Source organism: Geodermatophilus sp. SYSU D01186, from assembly GCF_054050215.1.
Genome location: NZ_JBJGYW010000027.1, coordinates 65,181 through 78,042 on the forward strand (window position 1 = coordinate 65,181; position 12,862 = coordinate 78,042).

General features: G+C 74.1%; 13 protein-coding genes. 5 read left to right on the forward strand and 8 right to left on the reverse strand.

Going from position 1 to position 12,862, the window contains the following annotated elements:
- The 6 genes from frdD to ACI784_RS18730 all read right to left on the reverse strand — a co-directional run bounded on the left by frdD (position 1) and on the right by ACI784_RS18730 (position 4,833).
- Positions 1–360 (reverse strand): fumarate reductase subunit FrdD, encoded by a 360-nt coding sequence (gene frdD / locus ACI784_RS18705; protein WP_457014485.1) that lies wholly within the window; start codon positions 358–360, stop codon positions 1–3.
- On the reverse strand, positions 357–746 hold the full coding sequence (locus ACI784_RS18710) for a hypothetical protein (RefSeq protein WP_457014486.1): 390 nt from the start codon (positions 744–746) through the stop codon (positions 357–359). Before ACI784_RS18710 ends, frdD begins: the two co-directional genes overlap by 4 nt.
- Entirely contained in the window at positions 743–1,492 is a 750-nt protein-coding gene (locus tag ACI784_RS18715) for a succinate dehydrogenase/fumarate reductase iron-sulfur subunit (protein WP_456925750.1), read from the reverse strand. Before ACI784_RS18715 ends, ACI784_RS18710 begins: the two co-directional genes overlap by 4 nt.
- 2 nt (positions 1,493–1,494) lie before the next feature.
- On the reverse strand, positions 1,495–3,249 hold the full coding sequence (frdA, locus tag ACI784_RS18720; RefSeq protein ID WP_457014487.1) for a fumarate reductase (quinol) flavoprotein subunit: 1,755 nt from the start codon (positions 3,247–3,249) through the stop codon (positions 1,495–1,497).
- On the reverse strand, positions 3,242–3,397 hold the full coding sequence (locus tag ACI784_RS18725; RefSeq protein ID WP_456925748.1) for a hypothetical protein: 156 nt from the start codon (positions 3,395–3,397) through the stop codon (positions 3,242–3,244). The genes frdA and ACI784_RS18725 overlap by 8 nt, the downstream gene beginning before the upstream one ends.
- A 212-nt stretch (positions 3,398–3,609) precedes the next feature.
- The gene (locus ACI784_RS18730) at positions 3,610–4,833 is read right to left on the reverse strand and encodes an Nramp family divalent metal transporter (protein WP_457014488.1); all 1,224 of its coding nucleotides are present in this window, start codon (positions 4,831–4,833) and stop codon (positions 3,610–3,612) included.
- 168 nt (positions 4,834–5,001) lie between these two features.
- Here ACI784_RS18730 and ACI784_RS18735 point away from each other — a divergent pair, with 168 nt between their 5' ends.
- From ACI784_RS18735 to ACI784_RS18750, 4 genes are all read left to right on the forward strand, one after another.
- A complete protein-coding gene (locus ACI784_RS18735; RefSeq protein ID WP_456925746.1) occupies positions 5,002–5,688 on the forward strand; it encodes an NRDE family protein in 687 nt (228 codons plus the stop codon).
- A 189-nt stretch (positions 5,689–5,877) separates the two neighbouring features.
- Positions 5,878–7,212, forward strand: a complete 1,335-nt coding sequence (locus ACI784_RS18740; protein ID WP_457014489.1) for an MFS transporter — start codon at positions 5,878–5,880, stop codon at positions 7,210–7,212.
- A gap of 92 nt (positions 7,213–7,304) precedes the next feature.
- Positions 7,305–7,769 carry a YdeI/OmpD-associated family protein gene (locus ACI784_RS18745; protein ID WP_456925744.1) on the forward strand — a complete coding sequence of 155 codons (465 nt, stop codon included), beginning with the start codon at positions 7,305–7,307 and terminating at the stop codon, positions 7,767–7,769.
- Positions 7,770–7,894: 125 nt separating this feature from the next.
- On the forward strand, positions 7,895–10,465 hold the full coding sequence (locus ACI784_RS18750; protein WP_457014490.1) for an ATP-binding protein: 2,571 nt from the start codon (positions 7,895–7,897) through the stop codon (positions 10,463–10,465).
- A 24-nt stretch (positions 10,466–10,489) separates the two neighbouring features.
- Here ACI784_RS18750 and ACI784_RS18755 read toward each other — a convergent pair whose 3' ends face one another.
- Entirely contained in the window at positions 10,490–11,728 is a 1,239-nt protein-coding gene (locus tag ACI784_RS18755; RefSeq protein WP_457014491.1) for a low temperature requirement protein A, read from the reverse strand.
- A gap of 122 nt (positions 11,729–11,850) precedes the next feature.
- A complete protein-coding gene (locus ACI784_RS18760) occupies positions 11,851–12,219 on the reverse strand; it encodes a cupin domain-containing protein (RefSeq protein WP_456925740.1) in 369 nt (122 codons plus the stop codon).
- 302 nt (positions 12,220–12,521) lie between these two features.
- On the opposite strand from ACI784_RS18760, the gene ACI784_RS18765 reads away from it, so the two are divergent.
- The coding region (locus ACI784_RS18765) for an epoxide hydrolase N-terminal domain-containing protein (RefSeq protein ID WP_457014492.1) at positions 12,522–12,862 on the forward strand (341 nt) is incomplete at its 3' end.

Consider the following 12,862-nt stretch of genomic DNA (forward strand, 5'->3'; position numbering starts at 1 on the left):
TCAGGCCCGCTGGGCGACCGCCCAGAGCACGGCGAGCGTGGCGAGCGAGCCCACGACCGCCGCGCCGTAGCAGAGCACCGCGACGACCCGCTTCTGCTTGACCTGCAGCCCGTCGTAGAGCGTGTACCGGAAGCGGTGGGCGCTGTGCACCAGCAGCAGCACGCACACCCCGAACAGGACCACCAGGGTGACCGGGTGCCCGACGACGGCGAGCAGGTGCCCGCGGTCGGGCGCGGGGACCCAGCCCAGCGGGACGGCCAGCCCGAGCAGGAGGAGCAGGCTCGGCAGGAGCACCGCCGCCACCACGCCACCGGCGCTGAACCCCAGCCAGACGATCGGCTCGACCCGCCGCCTGCTCACCGGGTCACCAGCCAGAACACGAACGCGGAGACCACGACCAGGCCGGCGTACTGGCCGGCGACGATCTGCCAGGCGGGCACCCGCCGGGACCCCATCCGCACCGCCATCGCCTGGGGGGTGAGGGCGAACCAGGTCACCGTGTGCAGCAGCACGAAGACCAGCGCGACGGTGTTGAGGGCGGTCACCCAGGGCGAGGAGGCCCAGTCGAGGAAGGCCCGATAGGCCGCCTCCCCCCGCCCGACGGCGGACACGAGCAGCAGCAGGTACACCACGAACCAGGCGATGAAGACGCTGCTCAGCTCGCGCAGCACGAAGACGAGGTAGGTCCGCTTCCGGGTCCACCACCAGGTGGAGACCGGACGGCGGTAGAGGCGCAGGTCGGTCACCGCGCCCCCCTGGGGAGCAGGAACGCCTTCACCGTGGCCGCCGCGGCCTTGACCTTGTAGCGCTGGATGGCCGAGGCCGGGTCCACGTGCTGGGGGCACACCCGCGTGCACTCGCCGACGAAGGTGCAGCCCCAGACGCCCTCGTGCTCGATGAGGACGTCGAGCCGCTCGCGGGTGCCCCGGTCGCGCGAGTCCAGGTCGTACCGCTCGGCGAGGGCGATGGCGGCCGGCCCGATGAACTCCGGGTCGAGGCCGTAGACCGGGCAGGCGGAGTAGCACAGCATGCAGTTGATGCACATGCTGAACTGCTTGTAGGCGTCCAGCTCCTCCGGTGTCTGCAGGTACTCCACGTCGGGCTCCACCGTCCGGTCGTCGTCCGGACGGATGATCCAGGGCTTGACCCGCGGGAGCTTGGCCATGAAGTCGGACAGGTCGACCACGAGGTCGCGGACCACGGGGAAGTTCGCGAGGGGCTCGATCCGGACCGGGCCGGGCGCGTGGTCGGACAGGAACGTGCCGCAGGTCAGCCGGGGCTCGCCGTCGACGTTCATGCCGCAGCTGCCGCAGACCCCCATGCGGCACGACCAGCGGAACGCCAGCGTCGTGTCGACCTCGTTCTTCACGTGGTTGAGGCCGTCGAGGACCGTCCACTCCTTGCGGAGGGGCACGTCGTACTCCTGCCAGTGCGGTTCGGCGTCGGTGTCGGGCCGGTACCGGGACACCTGGAGCCGGATGCTGTCCGCCATGGCTACCTGCCGTAGACCCGCTCGCCCGGGGGCCAGCGGGTGATGGTCACCGGGAGGCGCTCGACGCGCGCCGTCCCGTCGGGGTTGCGGTGCACGAGCAGGTGGGTCAGGAACCGGTCGTCGTCGCGGGCCGGGAAGTCGGTGCGCTGGTGCGCTCCGCGGGACTCCTCCCGCTGCATGCCGGCCTGGAGGATGCACTCGCTGACGTCGAGCATGTTGGCCAGCTCCAGGGCGGCCAGGAGCTCGGTGTTGAACGACCGGCTGGTGTCCGCGAGGCCGACGTTGCCGACGCGCTCCTGCAGCTCGGCGAGTGTGTCCGCGCCCTTGGCCATCTCCGGTCCGGTCCGGAAGATGCCGGCGGCGTCCTCCATCGTGGCCTGCATGTCCTCGCGGACGGCGGCGATGCTCTCGGTGCCCGGCACCCGGCCCAGGAGACCGCGCTCCAGCCGGCGCACCTCATCGGCCGCCTGGGCCTCGACGGCGGCGGGCGTGCCGCCCGCGGCGGCGGCGTACTCCGCCGCCGCCCGCCCGGCCCGCGCCCCGAAGACCAGGCACTCGGGCAGCGAGTTGGAGCCGAGCCGGTTGGCTCCGTTGATGCTCACGCAGGCGGTCTCGCCCGCGGCGTACAGCCCTCCGAGGGGGGTCGCGCCGTCGATGTCGGTGGAGACCCCGCCCATCATGTAGTGCACCACCGGGCGGACCGGGACCAGCTCGGAGACCGGGTCGATGCGCTCGTACTTGAGGCACAGCTCGCGCACGAAGGGCAGCTTGGCGTCGATGAGCGCCTCGCCGAGGTGGCGCAGGTCGAGGTGGACGACGGGGCCGTAGGGCGAGTCGGCCGTCCGGCCCTTCTCGACCTCGTGCACGAAGGCCTGCGACAGCCGGTCCCGGGGGCCGAGCTCCATGCTGCGGAGCTCGGGGGTCGGTGACGGCCGGCCCAGGTCGTAGTCCTGCAGGTAGCGGTACCCGTCCCGGTTGAGCAGCCAGCCGCCCTCGGCGCGGGCGGCCTCGGTGATGAGGATGCCGGTGAACGGCAGGCCGGTCGGGTGGTACTGCACGAACTCCATGTCCTTGAGCGGCGCGCCCGCGCGGTAGGCCAGGGCCATGCCGTCACCGGTGTTGATGTTGGCGTTCGTGGTGAACGGGAAGACCTTGCCGCAGCCGCCGGTGCACAGGACGACGGCCTTCGCGGTGATCGCCTCGATCCGCCCGGTCATCAGGCCGATCGCCACGACGCCGTGCACGCGCCCGTCGTCGACGAGCAGCCGGGTCACGAACGCCTCGTCGTACCGCCTGACCCCGCCGTACTTCAGCGACGTCTGGAAGAGGGCGTGCAGCATGTGGAAGCCGGTCCGGTCCGCGGCGAACCAGGTGCGCATCTTCTTCATCCCGCCGAAGGCGCGGACCGCGATGCGCCCGTCCGGCCGCCGGCTCCACGGGCAGCCCCAGTGCTCGAGCCGCAGGAGCTCCTCGGGCGCCTCCCGGACGAAGTCCTCGATGGCGTCCTGGTCGCCGAGCCAGTCGCTGCCGGAGACCGTGTCGTAGCAGTGCTCGTCGAGGCTGTCGTCGGCGGCGATGACACCGGCGGCGCCGCCCTCGGCCGACACGGTGTGGCTGCGCATCGGGTAGACCTTGGACACCACGGCCACGTCGAGCCGCGGGTCCGCCTCGGCGATGGCGATGGCGGCGCGCAGACCCGCGGCGCCTCCCCCCACGATGAGGACGTCGTGCGCGGCACGGACGACGCTGTCACTCACCCCGCAACTCCTCGTCCGCCAGCACCCTCCCGTCGTGGTGGACGACCATGCGGTGGCAGCTGCCGTCGTGGAACTCCTCGCGGGTGCTCCGGCACCCGCAGGCCCAGCGCAGGTCCTCGGTGACCAGGCCCTCGTGGTCCTCGGTCACGTACTGCTCACCGCCGTGCCGGTGTCCGCACGGTGCGAGCCTCGGTTCGAAAGCGGTGGCAGCCGCGCTCACGGCCCACCTCCCTTGCGCAGGGACGGCGACCTCCGACCTCGGGGACCAGCGTGCTCCGCCCCCTCGGGGTTGTGAAGGGCTCCGCTCGCGTGGCTCGCGCCGGCCCCGGACGGGGGCTCCCGCGCCGGCGGGGACGCGGCTCAGAGCAGCAGCAGGAACAGCAGTCCCGCGTCCAGGGTGAGGATCACCCCGGTCACGACGACGGCGACCACGGTGGTCCGGCGCCGGTTGACGAACTCGCCCATGACGTCGCCGCGCCGGGTGAGCAGCAGCAGCGGCACCAGCGCGAACGGGATGCCGAAGGCCAGCACCACCTGCGACACGACCAGCGCCCGGGTGGGGTCGACCCCGAGCGCCAGGATGGCCAGCGCGGGGGCCATGGTGAGCGCCCGGCGGAGCAGCAGCGGGATCCGCCGGCGCAGGAAGCCGGCCATGACCACCTGGCCGGCGTAGGTGCCGACGCTGGAGGAGGCCAGGCCCGACGCCAGCAGGGCCACCGCGAACAGCAGCGCGGCGGTGCTCTGCAGGCCGAACCCCGCGTACACGCCCTCGAGCGCGTTGGCGCCGAGCGACGAGCCGGCGAACACGGCCGCGGCGACCAGCAGCATCGCCACGTTCACCAGCCCGGCCAGCCCCATCGCCGTGGTGACGTCGGTCCGCTGGGCCCGCAGCGCCGTCCGCTTCTGCCGGGTGGTCGTGGCCTCGCTGGTCTCGGTGACCAGCGCGGAGTGCAGGTAGATGGCGTGCGGCATCACCGTGGCGCCGAGGATGCCCGCGGCCAGCAGCACGCTGCCGGCGTCGTCGACGCGCGGCACCAGCCCTGCGACCGCGGCGCCGGCGTCGATCCCCGCGCCGGGCACCAGCAGCAGGAACGCCACGAGGATCACGCCGAAGTACGCGGTCACCAGGCCGATGAAGCGGCGGTCGCCCGGGGCCTGGACGGCGAGCAGCAGGAAGGCCCAGGCGCCGGTGACCAGCCCACCGGTGAACAGGTCCAGCCCGAAGAGCAGGTGCAGCGCGATGGCGCCGCCGACGATCTCGGCCAGGTCGGTCGCCATCGTGACCACCTCGGCCTGCACCCACAGGCCCCACACGACCGGGCGGGGGTACTCCCTCCGGCAGTTCTGCGGCAGGGACATCCCGGTGGCCAGGCCGAGCTTGGCCGACAGGCTCTGCACGAACATCGCCATGCCGTTGGCCAGGACGATCACCCAGAGCAGCAGGTAGCCGTACTCGGCGCCGGCGGAGAAGTTGGTCGCGAAGTTGCCCGGGTCGACGTAGGCGATCGCGGCGACGAACGCCGGGCCGAACAGCGCGAGCCTGCGCCGGCGCGTGGCCCGCACCACCTGTTCCTGCTCCAGCACGACCGACCCCCCGCCTCCGCAACGATGTTGCGGAACAGCCATGGTGCGGAACGCCGCGTGCCGCGCCCAACCCCCAAAGCGGAGGGACGGCAGTGGGCGCACCTGGCGGGCCCGACGGTGGCAGCCCGGGGTCCGCTGGGGCACCGCCGGGCTGGGATGATCGGCGGGATGTGCACCGTGGTCGTCCGGTGGGCCGAGGGGACGCCTGCGGCGGTCCTCGCCCTGCGCGACGAGCTGACCAGCCGCGCGTTCGACGACCCGGGCGCCTGGTGGCCGGAGTTCCCCGGCGTCGTCGGCGGCAGGGACCGCACGGCCGGGGGGACGTGGTGCGCCACCCGGGTCGCCACGGGCGTCACCGCCCTGGTGCTCAACCGGCCGCAGAAGCGCGACGCCGACCCGGGCGCGCCCAGCCGCGGAGTCCTGCCGCTGCTCGGCGCCGTGCACGAGGAGGACTGGCCCGGCCACGTCCGGCTCGACGGCATGGCCGGCTTCCTGCTGGTGCTGGCCGCGCCGGACCGCCTGGTCACCTGGGACTTCGACGGGGCGGCGCTCACATCCACGCGCCACCCCGCCGGCACGTGGATGGTCACCTCCGGTGGCCCGGAGGACCGCAAGGCCGACCGCTTCCTCCCCGACTTCGCCGCGGCCGAGTTCCCCGACGGCTGGCGCCGGCTCACGGCGAAGGAGCCCCCGCAGGACGACCCCGGCGCGCTGGTGGTGCGCCACGAGCAGGACGGGCTGGTCTACGCCACCGTCTTCGGCCAGCTCATCCAGGCCGCACCGGGACGCCTGCACCTGGAGCACAGCCGGCGACCGTGGACGAGCCTGCCGTGGGAGACCCTCGACCTGGGCTGAGGGTGGACCGGCGGCCGTCCGCGGGCGGTCCGGGGCCGGCGGTCCCGGTGCGACGGGGGGCTCGCCGTCGACCGAAGTCGTCGGGTTGACCCGGGCCCCGCCCGGGAACGACACCCCTGTTGCGCAGAGACGGGGTCCGGTCTGCGCTGGAACTGCTCCTCCCGGGAGCGGTCGACGAGGGAGATCCCGATGTCCCCCACCACCGGCACCGCCCAGCCGTCGTCCGTGCGCCGCGTCATCGTGGCCAGCCTCGTGGGCACGTCCCTGGAGTGGTACGACTTCTTCATCTACGGCACGGCCGCCGCCCTCGTCTTCAACCAGGTCTTCTTCCCCAGCTTCGATCCGCTGGTCGGGACGCTGCTGGCGTTCACGACGTACGCGGTCGGGTTCGTGGCCCGCCCGCTCGGCGGCATCGTGTTCGGCCACTACGGCGACAAGCTCGGCCGGAAGAACGTGCTCGTGGTGACGCTGCTGATCATGGGCATCGCCACCTTCCTGATCGGCCTGCTGCCCACGTACGACTCGATCGGGGTGTGGGCGCCGGTCCTGCTCGTGGCGCTGCGCTTCCTGCAGGGCCTGGGACTCGGCGGCGAGTGGGGCGGCGCGGTGCTGATGACGCTCGAGTCCGGCGCACCGCACCGGCGCGGGCTCAACGCCAGCTGGCCGCAGGTGGGGGTGCCGATCGGGCTGCTGCTGGCCAACGGCGTGCTGTCGCTGATGGGGGCGGTCACCTCGGACTCGGCCTTCCTCGCCTGGGGGTGGCGGGTGCCGTTCCTGCTCAGCGGCGTCCTGGTGCTCGTCGGGCTGTGGATCCGGCTGACGATCGCCGAGAGCCCGCTGTTCCGCGAGGTCCAGGAGCACGACGCCGAGGTCAAGGCGCCGATCATCGACGTGCTGCGCCGGTACCCGTCGCGGGTGCTGCTCGCCATCGGCGCGCGGATCGGTGTCGACGTCGCCTTCTACACCTTCGTCCTGTTCGTCACGACCTACGTGGTGACCTACCTGGGTCTGCCGAACAGCTACGCGCTCAACGCGGTGCTGATCGCCGCCGCGGTCCAGGTGGTGCTGATCCCGTGGTTCGGCGTGCTGTCGGACCGGTTCGGACGCCGTCCGGTCTACCTCGCCGGCGCGGTCGGCGCCGCGATCTGGGTCTTCGCGTTCTTCGCGCTGCTGGACACCGGCCGCTTCGCCCTGATCGTCCTCGCGACGGTGGTCGCGCTGGCCTTCCACGCCGCGATGTACGGCCCGCAGGCCTCGTTCATCGCCGAGCTGTTCCCCACCCGGGTCCGCTACACCGGCGCCTCCATGGGTTACCAGCTGGCGGGGATCCTGGGCGGCGCCCTGGCCCCGATCATCTCGGTGGCCCTGATCGACCGCTTCGACACCTCCGTGGCCGTCTCCGTCTACGTGCTGGCGGTCCTCGTCCTCACCGCGGTCTGCGTCGTGCTGGCGCCGGAGACCTCCCGCATCGACCTGCACGCCGACCCGGCCACCGGGGACTCCCCCCAGCGCGCCGTCCGGTGACCGCCGCCGCCGGTTTCCGAACGGGACCGATGAGTTCCGGAGCCGCCGGTGGTCCATCCCGTGGCGACCACCGCTGACGACGGGAGCACGGGATGGGCGAGCAGGGCACGGCCACCTTCGAGACGACGGTGACCGCCACCGGCAACAACACCGGGATCGTGGTACCCGACGAGGTCATCGAGCAGCTCGGGGCGGGCCGGCGGCCGCCGGTGGTCGTGGACCTGAACGGCTACGAGTACCGCAACACGGTGGGCGTGATGGGCGGCCGGCACATGATCAGCATCAGTGCCGCCGTCCGCCGGGCCACCGGCCTCGCGGGCGGGGACCCGATCCGCGTCACCCTCACGGTCGCCGACGCCCCGCGGGAGGTCGCCGTCCCCGAGGACCTCGCCGCGGCGCTCGCCGCCGACGACGGGGCGGCCGCCTACTTCGCGACGCTGTCCAACAGCCTCCAGCGCCACCACGTCGACAACGTCAACGGCGCCAGGAGCGACGCGACGCGACAGCGCCGCATCGAGAAGGCGGTCGCGCTGTTCCGCGAGGGCCGGCCGCGCTGACCGCCGTCGGCCGCCGGGACCCGGCGGTCGGAGGTACCCACGGCGCGCCGGGACCGCGAGACTGTCCTCCCGAGCCTCCATCCGGACCGCCGCACGCCGGCGGCCGACCTCTCCGGGGGACGACCATGACGGTGGACGAGCAGGACAGGACGGCGATCCGGACGCCAGACCAGCGGCTGCGGGTCTTCGTGAGCTCCACATTGACCGAGCTCGCCGCGGAGCGCGCGGCGGTGTCGCGGGCCATCGCGGCGCTGCGCCTCACGCCGGTGCTGTTCGAACTCGGCGCCCGCCCGCACCCGCCGCGGGAGCTGTACCGGGCCTACCTCGCGCAGTCGGACGTGTTCGTCGGGCTCTACTGGCAGCGCTACGGCTGGATCGGGCCCGGCATGGACGTCTCGGGGCTCGAGGACGAGTTCCGGCTCTCCCGCTCGCTCCCCCGGCTGCTCTACGTCAAGGCACCGGCGCCCGATCGCGAGCCCCGGCTCTCGGCCATGCTCGCCGAGCTCGAGTCCGCCGGCGCCGACTCCTACCGGTCGTTCCGCACGCCGCGGGAGCTCGCGCGCCTGGTCCGCGACGACCTCGCCCTGCTGCTGAGCGAGCGGTTCGCGGCCGACGGCGGCCCGCCCCCGTCGCGGACCCCGGAGCGACCGGCGCCGCGGACCCTGCCGGTGACGTCGACGTCGCTGATCGGCCGCGAGCAGGACGTCGGGGACGTGACGCGGCTGCTGCAGTCCCCCGCGGCCCGGCTGGTCACCCTCACCGGCCCCGGCGGGGTGGGCAAGACGCGGCTGGCGATCGCCGTGGCCGAACGGCTCGCCGACCGGTACCCCCGCGGCGCCACGTACGTCTCCCTGGCCGCGGTCGCCGACCCGGCGCTGGTGCTGCCGCGCGTCGCCGCCGTCCTCGGCGTGCCCATCGACGGAGCCCGCCGCCCGGTCGACGTCCTGGCCGAGCACCTCGCCGACGCCCCGGCCCTGCTGGTGCTCGACAACCTGGAGCAGGTCGTCGGGGTCGCACCCGACCTCGACGAGCTCCTCACCAGGTGCGCCGGGCTCACCGTCCTCGGGACCAGCCGCCGCGCGCTGCGGCTGCGGGCCGAGCGGGAGTACCCGGTCCGCGCGCTCACCGTGCCGTCGTCCGCGGACCGGGCGGACCCGGCCGAGCTCGCCGCGCTGCCCGCCGTGCGGCTGTTCGTCGACCGGGCCCAGGCCGTCCGCTACGACTTCGCGCTGACCCCGGACAACGCCGACGCCGTCGCCGAGATCTGTCGGCGCCTCGACGGCCTGCCGCTGGCGATCGAGCTGGCGGCGGCGCGCACCCGGCTGGTGGACCCCGCCACGCTGCTCGCCCGGCTCGGACGCCGTCTCGACGCCCTGGGCACCGGACCGGTCGACCTCCCCGAGCGCCAGCGCACGCTGCGCGCGACCGTCGAGTGGAGCGTCGGGCTCCTGACCGACGCCGAGCAGCGGGTGCTGGCGACCCTCTCGGTCTTCGCCGAGGGCTGGACCCTCCCGGCCGCCGTCCACGTCTCCGGGCTCCCCGAGGACGAGGCGCTCGACCTGCTGGACGCGCTCGCGGGGCACAGCCTGATCTCCGTCGAGGTGGCCGGGGCCGGACCACGGTTCGGCATGCTGGGGGCGGTCCGGGAGCTGGCGGCCGAGCGGCTCGCCGCGGGCCCGGACGCGGCCGACGTCGAACGGCGCCACGCCGGGTTCTTCCGCGGCCTCGTGGAGGACGCCGACTGGCCCGCCGAGCGCCAGGGCCAGTGGGCCGAGCGGCTGCGCACCGAGGAGGAGAACCTGCGGGTCGCGATCCGCTGGTTCCTCGCCCACGACGTCGCGCCCCTCCCGCACCTGTTCCGCGTCCTCTGGCTCTTCTGGCAGATGCACGGCCGGATGCCGGAGGCCCGGGCCTGGATCGACCAGCTCCAGCGGCGGGCCGACGTCCTCGACGACCGGGCCCGTGCCGAGCTGCTGTTCGTCTCCGCCGTCACCGCCGTCGAGGTCGGGGACGACGACGGCGCCCTCGCCGCCGTCGCCGACCTCCGCCGGCTCGAGGGCCGCATCGGCGACCCCTACCTCGACAGCGCCGCCCAGCTGGCGGCCGCGTGGACGCTGCCGATCTCCGAGGACTTCGAGGGCGCCTACCGCGCGGCGTCGGCGGCGCTCGAGGGGTTCCGCCGCCGCGACGAGCCCTTCATGGCCTTCGCGGTGCTGACCGTCGGGGGGCTGGAGGCGGTGCTGGGCCGGCCCGAGGCCGCCCGCGCGCACCTGGCCGAGGCCGACCGGCTCGGCAGCCGCTACGACAACAGGTGGCTCCGGTGGGCGGCGGAGAGCCAGCTCGCCGCCCTCGCCGTGCGGTCCGGGCAGCTGGACGACGCCCGCACGCTCCTGGCCGCGTCGGTGGACGGGGGTGAGGACACCGAGGTCAGCACGCTGACGCTGACCTTCTCGCTGGGCGCGGCCGCCCAACTCGCCCTGGCCGGCGGCGACGCGCGGCGGGCGGCGACCGCCCTGGGGGCGGCCGAGGGACTGCGCCGCCGGGCCGGGCTGCGGGCCTGGCCGGTGTCGCGGCGCGCGGAGGCCGAGCTGATCGGCCGTGTGACCCAGGAGCTCGGCGCCGAGGGCTACGGCGCGGCCTCGGCCGCGGGGAGCGAGCTCGGTTCCCGCGAGGCGGTCGCCCTGGTCCGCGGCTGACCCGACCGGGGCGGGCGGCTCGCCTCAGATCCCCAGGTCGGCGAGCCGCTCCGTGCGTCCTCCGCGGCCGGTCAGGACCGTGGTGACCACCAGGGCCGCGCACGTCCCGGCGATGGTGACGACCACGCCGCTGAGCCCGACGACCTCCGCCGCGAGCGGGGCGAGGAGGACGACGGCGGCCGCGCAGAGGACCGGGACCGGCGGGATGACCGGCCGACGCACGATCGGCGCGTGCACTCCCCAGAGCAGGAGGAGGAACACGCCCACCGGGATCGCGACGGCGAAGCCGAGCGTGGTCACCGGGACGTCCAGGTGGTGACCGGTGTGCTCCACCGCGACCTCGAGCCCGGCGCCGACGGCGGCCAGGGCGGCGAAGATCCCGTAGTGGCCGTACCCCCACACGAAGGACCGCTCGCGCCGGCGGGCGAGGCCCTCCCCCGCCGGCTCCAGGAAGTACAGCCACCACAGGGCGAAGAGCAGGACCAGCCCCGGGAGGGCGATGGTCAGGAACGACCGGCTCACCACGGCCCCCGCGGCGGCGGCCGCCTGCACCCCGGTGGAGGCGGCCAGCACGCTCTCCCCGAGCAAGATGATCGTGAACAGCCCGTAACGCTCGGCGATGTGGTGCGGGTGCCAGCTGGTGCGTCGCGCCCGCTCCGCCCACAGCGGGACCGCCAGCTCGCCCGCGGCCAGCACCACGAAGGTCGGCAGCAGCGCCGCCGCCGGCAGCACACCGGTCTCCGCCAGCACGAGGCGGGCGATCCAGCCGACCTGGAGCACCGAGATCCCGATCGCGTAGCGGAAGGCCGTCCGCCGGCCCACGGGGTCCTCCAGCCCCGCCCGCAGCCACTGGGCCACCAGACCGACGCGCATCAGCAGGTAGCCGACCGTGATGGCGCCGTAGTCGGACTCCCCGAACGCGACCGGCACCCCCGCCGCGAGCACGAGCACCCCGGCCATCTGCACCATCGTGAGGAGCCGGTAGGGGACGTCGTCGATGTCGTAGGACGAGGCGAACCAGGTGGAGTTCATCCACGCCCACCAGATCGCGAAGAACACCTGGAGGAAGGGCGCGAGGTCCTCCAGGGCGTGACCGCCGGCGATGCCGTGGGCGAGCTGGGCGGTGATGCTGGCGACGGCCACGACGAACGTCAGGTCGAACAGCAGCTCCAGCGGGCTGGACGCGCGGTGCGGCTCGTCCGGCGAGCGTTCCCGCATCCGGCTGCGCACCCGTCCGACCGCGGGCCGACCCTCCCCGGTCACGCGGCCAGCGTAGGGAGGACCCCCCGGTCCACGGGGCCGTCGCGGCCGTGCCATCCGGCCCCGGCCGGACGGCACGACCTGACCGGGGCACCCGGGCGTCCGGGCTCCCGGGACGTCGGCGACTACGAGGGCCGCGCCCAGACCGAGGCGCCCTGCCAGTCGATGGCCACGACGGCCTCGTCGCCGACGACCCACGCGTCGTGGCCCGGCGGCAGCGACGTCACGTCGCCGGGCCCGGACTCCACCTCGGTGCCGTCCGCCATGACGACGTGCACCCGGCCGGACACCTGGTACTGCTGGTGCGGCGCCTGGCACAGTTCCGTGCCCGCGACCGGCTTGACGTGCTCGGACCAGCGCCAGCCGGGCTGCAGGGTGATCCTGCCGACCTGGGCGCCGCCGGACAGGTTGACCAGTTCCAGGCGCCAGTTGCCCCCTTCGCGGACCTCGTCCGGCCGGTCGAAGGTGGCGTGCTCCAGGGGCTGGGTGTCCATGGTTCCCCTCCCGAGTCCGGTACATCCGAGGAGTCCAGTTGTCCTCGCCGTCGTGGGGAGGGTCAATCGGATACGCGCCGTTCCGGTGACCCCTCCAGCGCGCGGGACGCACCGCTGGGGGCGCCCGCTCACGCGGCGTCCCGACACGCCAGGACGGGCCGTTGGACCCTGACCCGGGCCGGGACGACGGACCAGCGTGACTCGCGTCCGTGGAGCGCCGACCGCACGAGGTGGAGCCCTCCGTCCGCCCCTCCCCGGTCCGCGCCCTCCTCCGCTGTCCACCAGGAGGGGCAGCCCCGGCGATGACCACAGTCGAACGAGACACCAGCAGCGCCGTACGGCCGTTCCGGATCGACGTGCCCGACGAGGCACTCGCGGACCTGCGCCGGCGCATCGCCGCGACGGTGTGGCCCGAACGGGAGACGGTCCCCGACACGTCGCAGGGCGTGCCGCTGGCCACGATGCAGGAGCTCGCGCGGTACTGGGCCACCGACTACGACTGGCGGCGGTGCGAGGCGCGGCTCAACGCCCTCCCGCAGTTCGTCACCGACATCGACGGGCTGGACATCCACTTCCTCCACGTCCGCTCGCCGCACGAGGAGGCGCTGCCGCTCGTCGTCAACCACGGCTGGCCCGGCTCGGT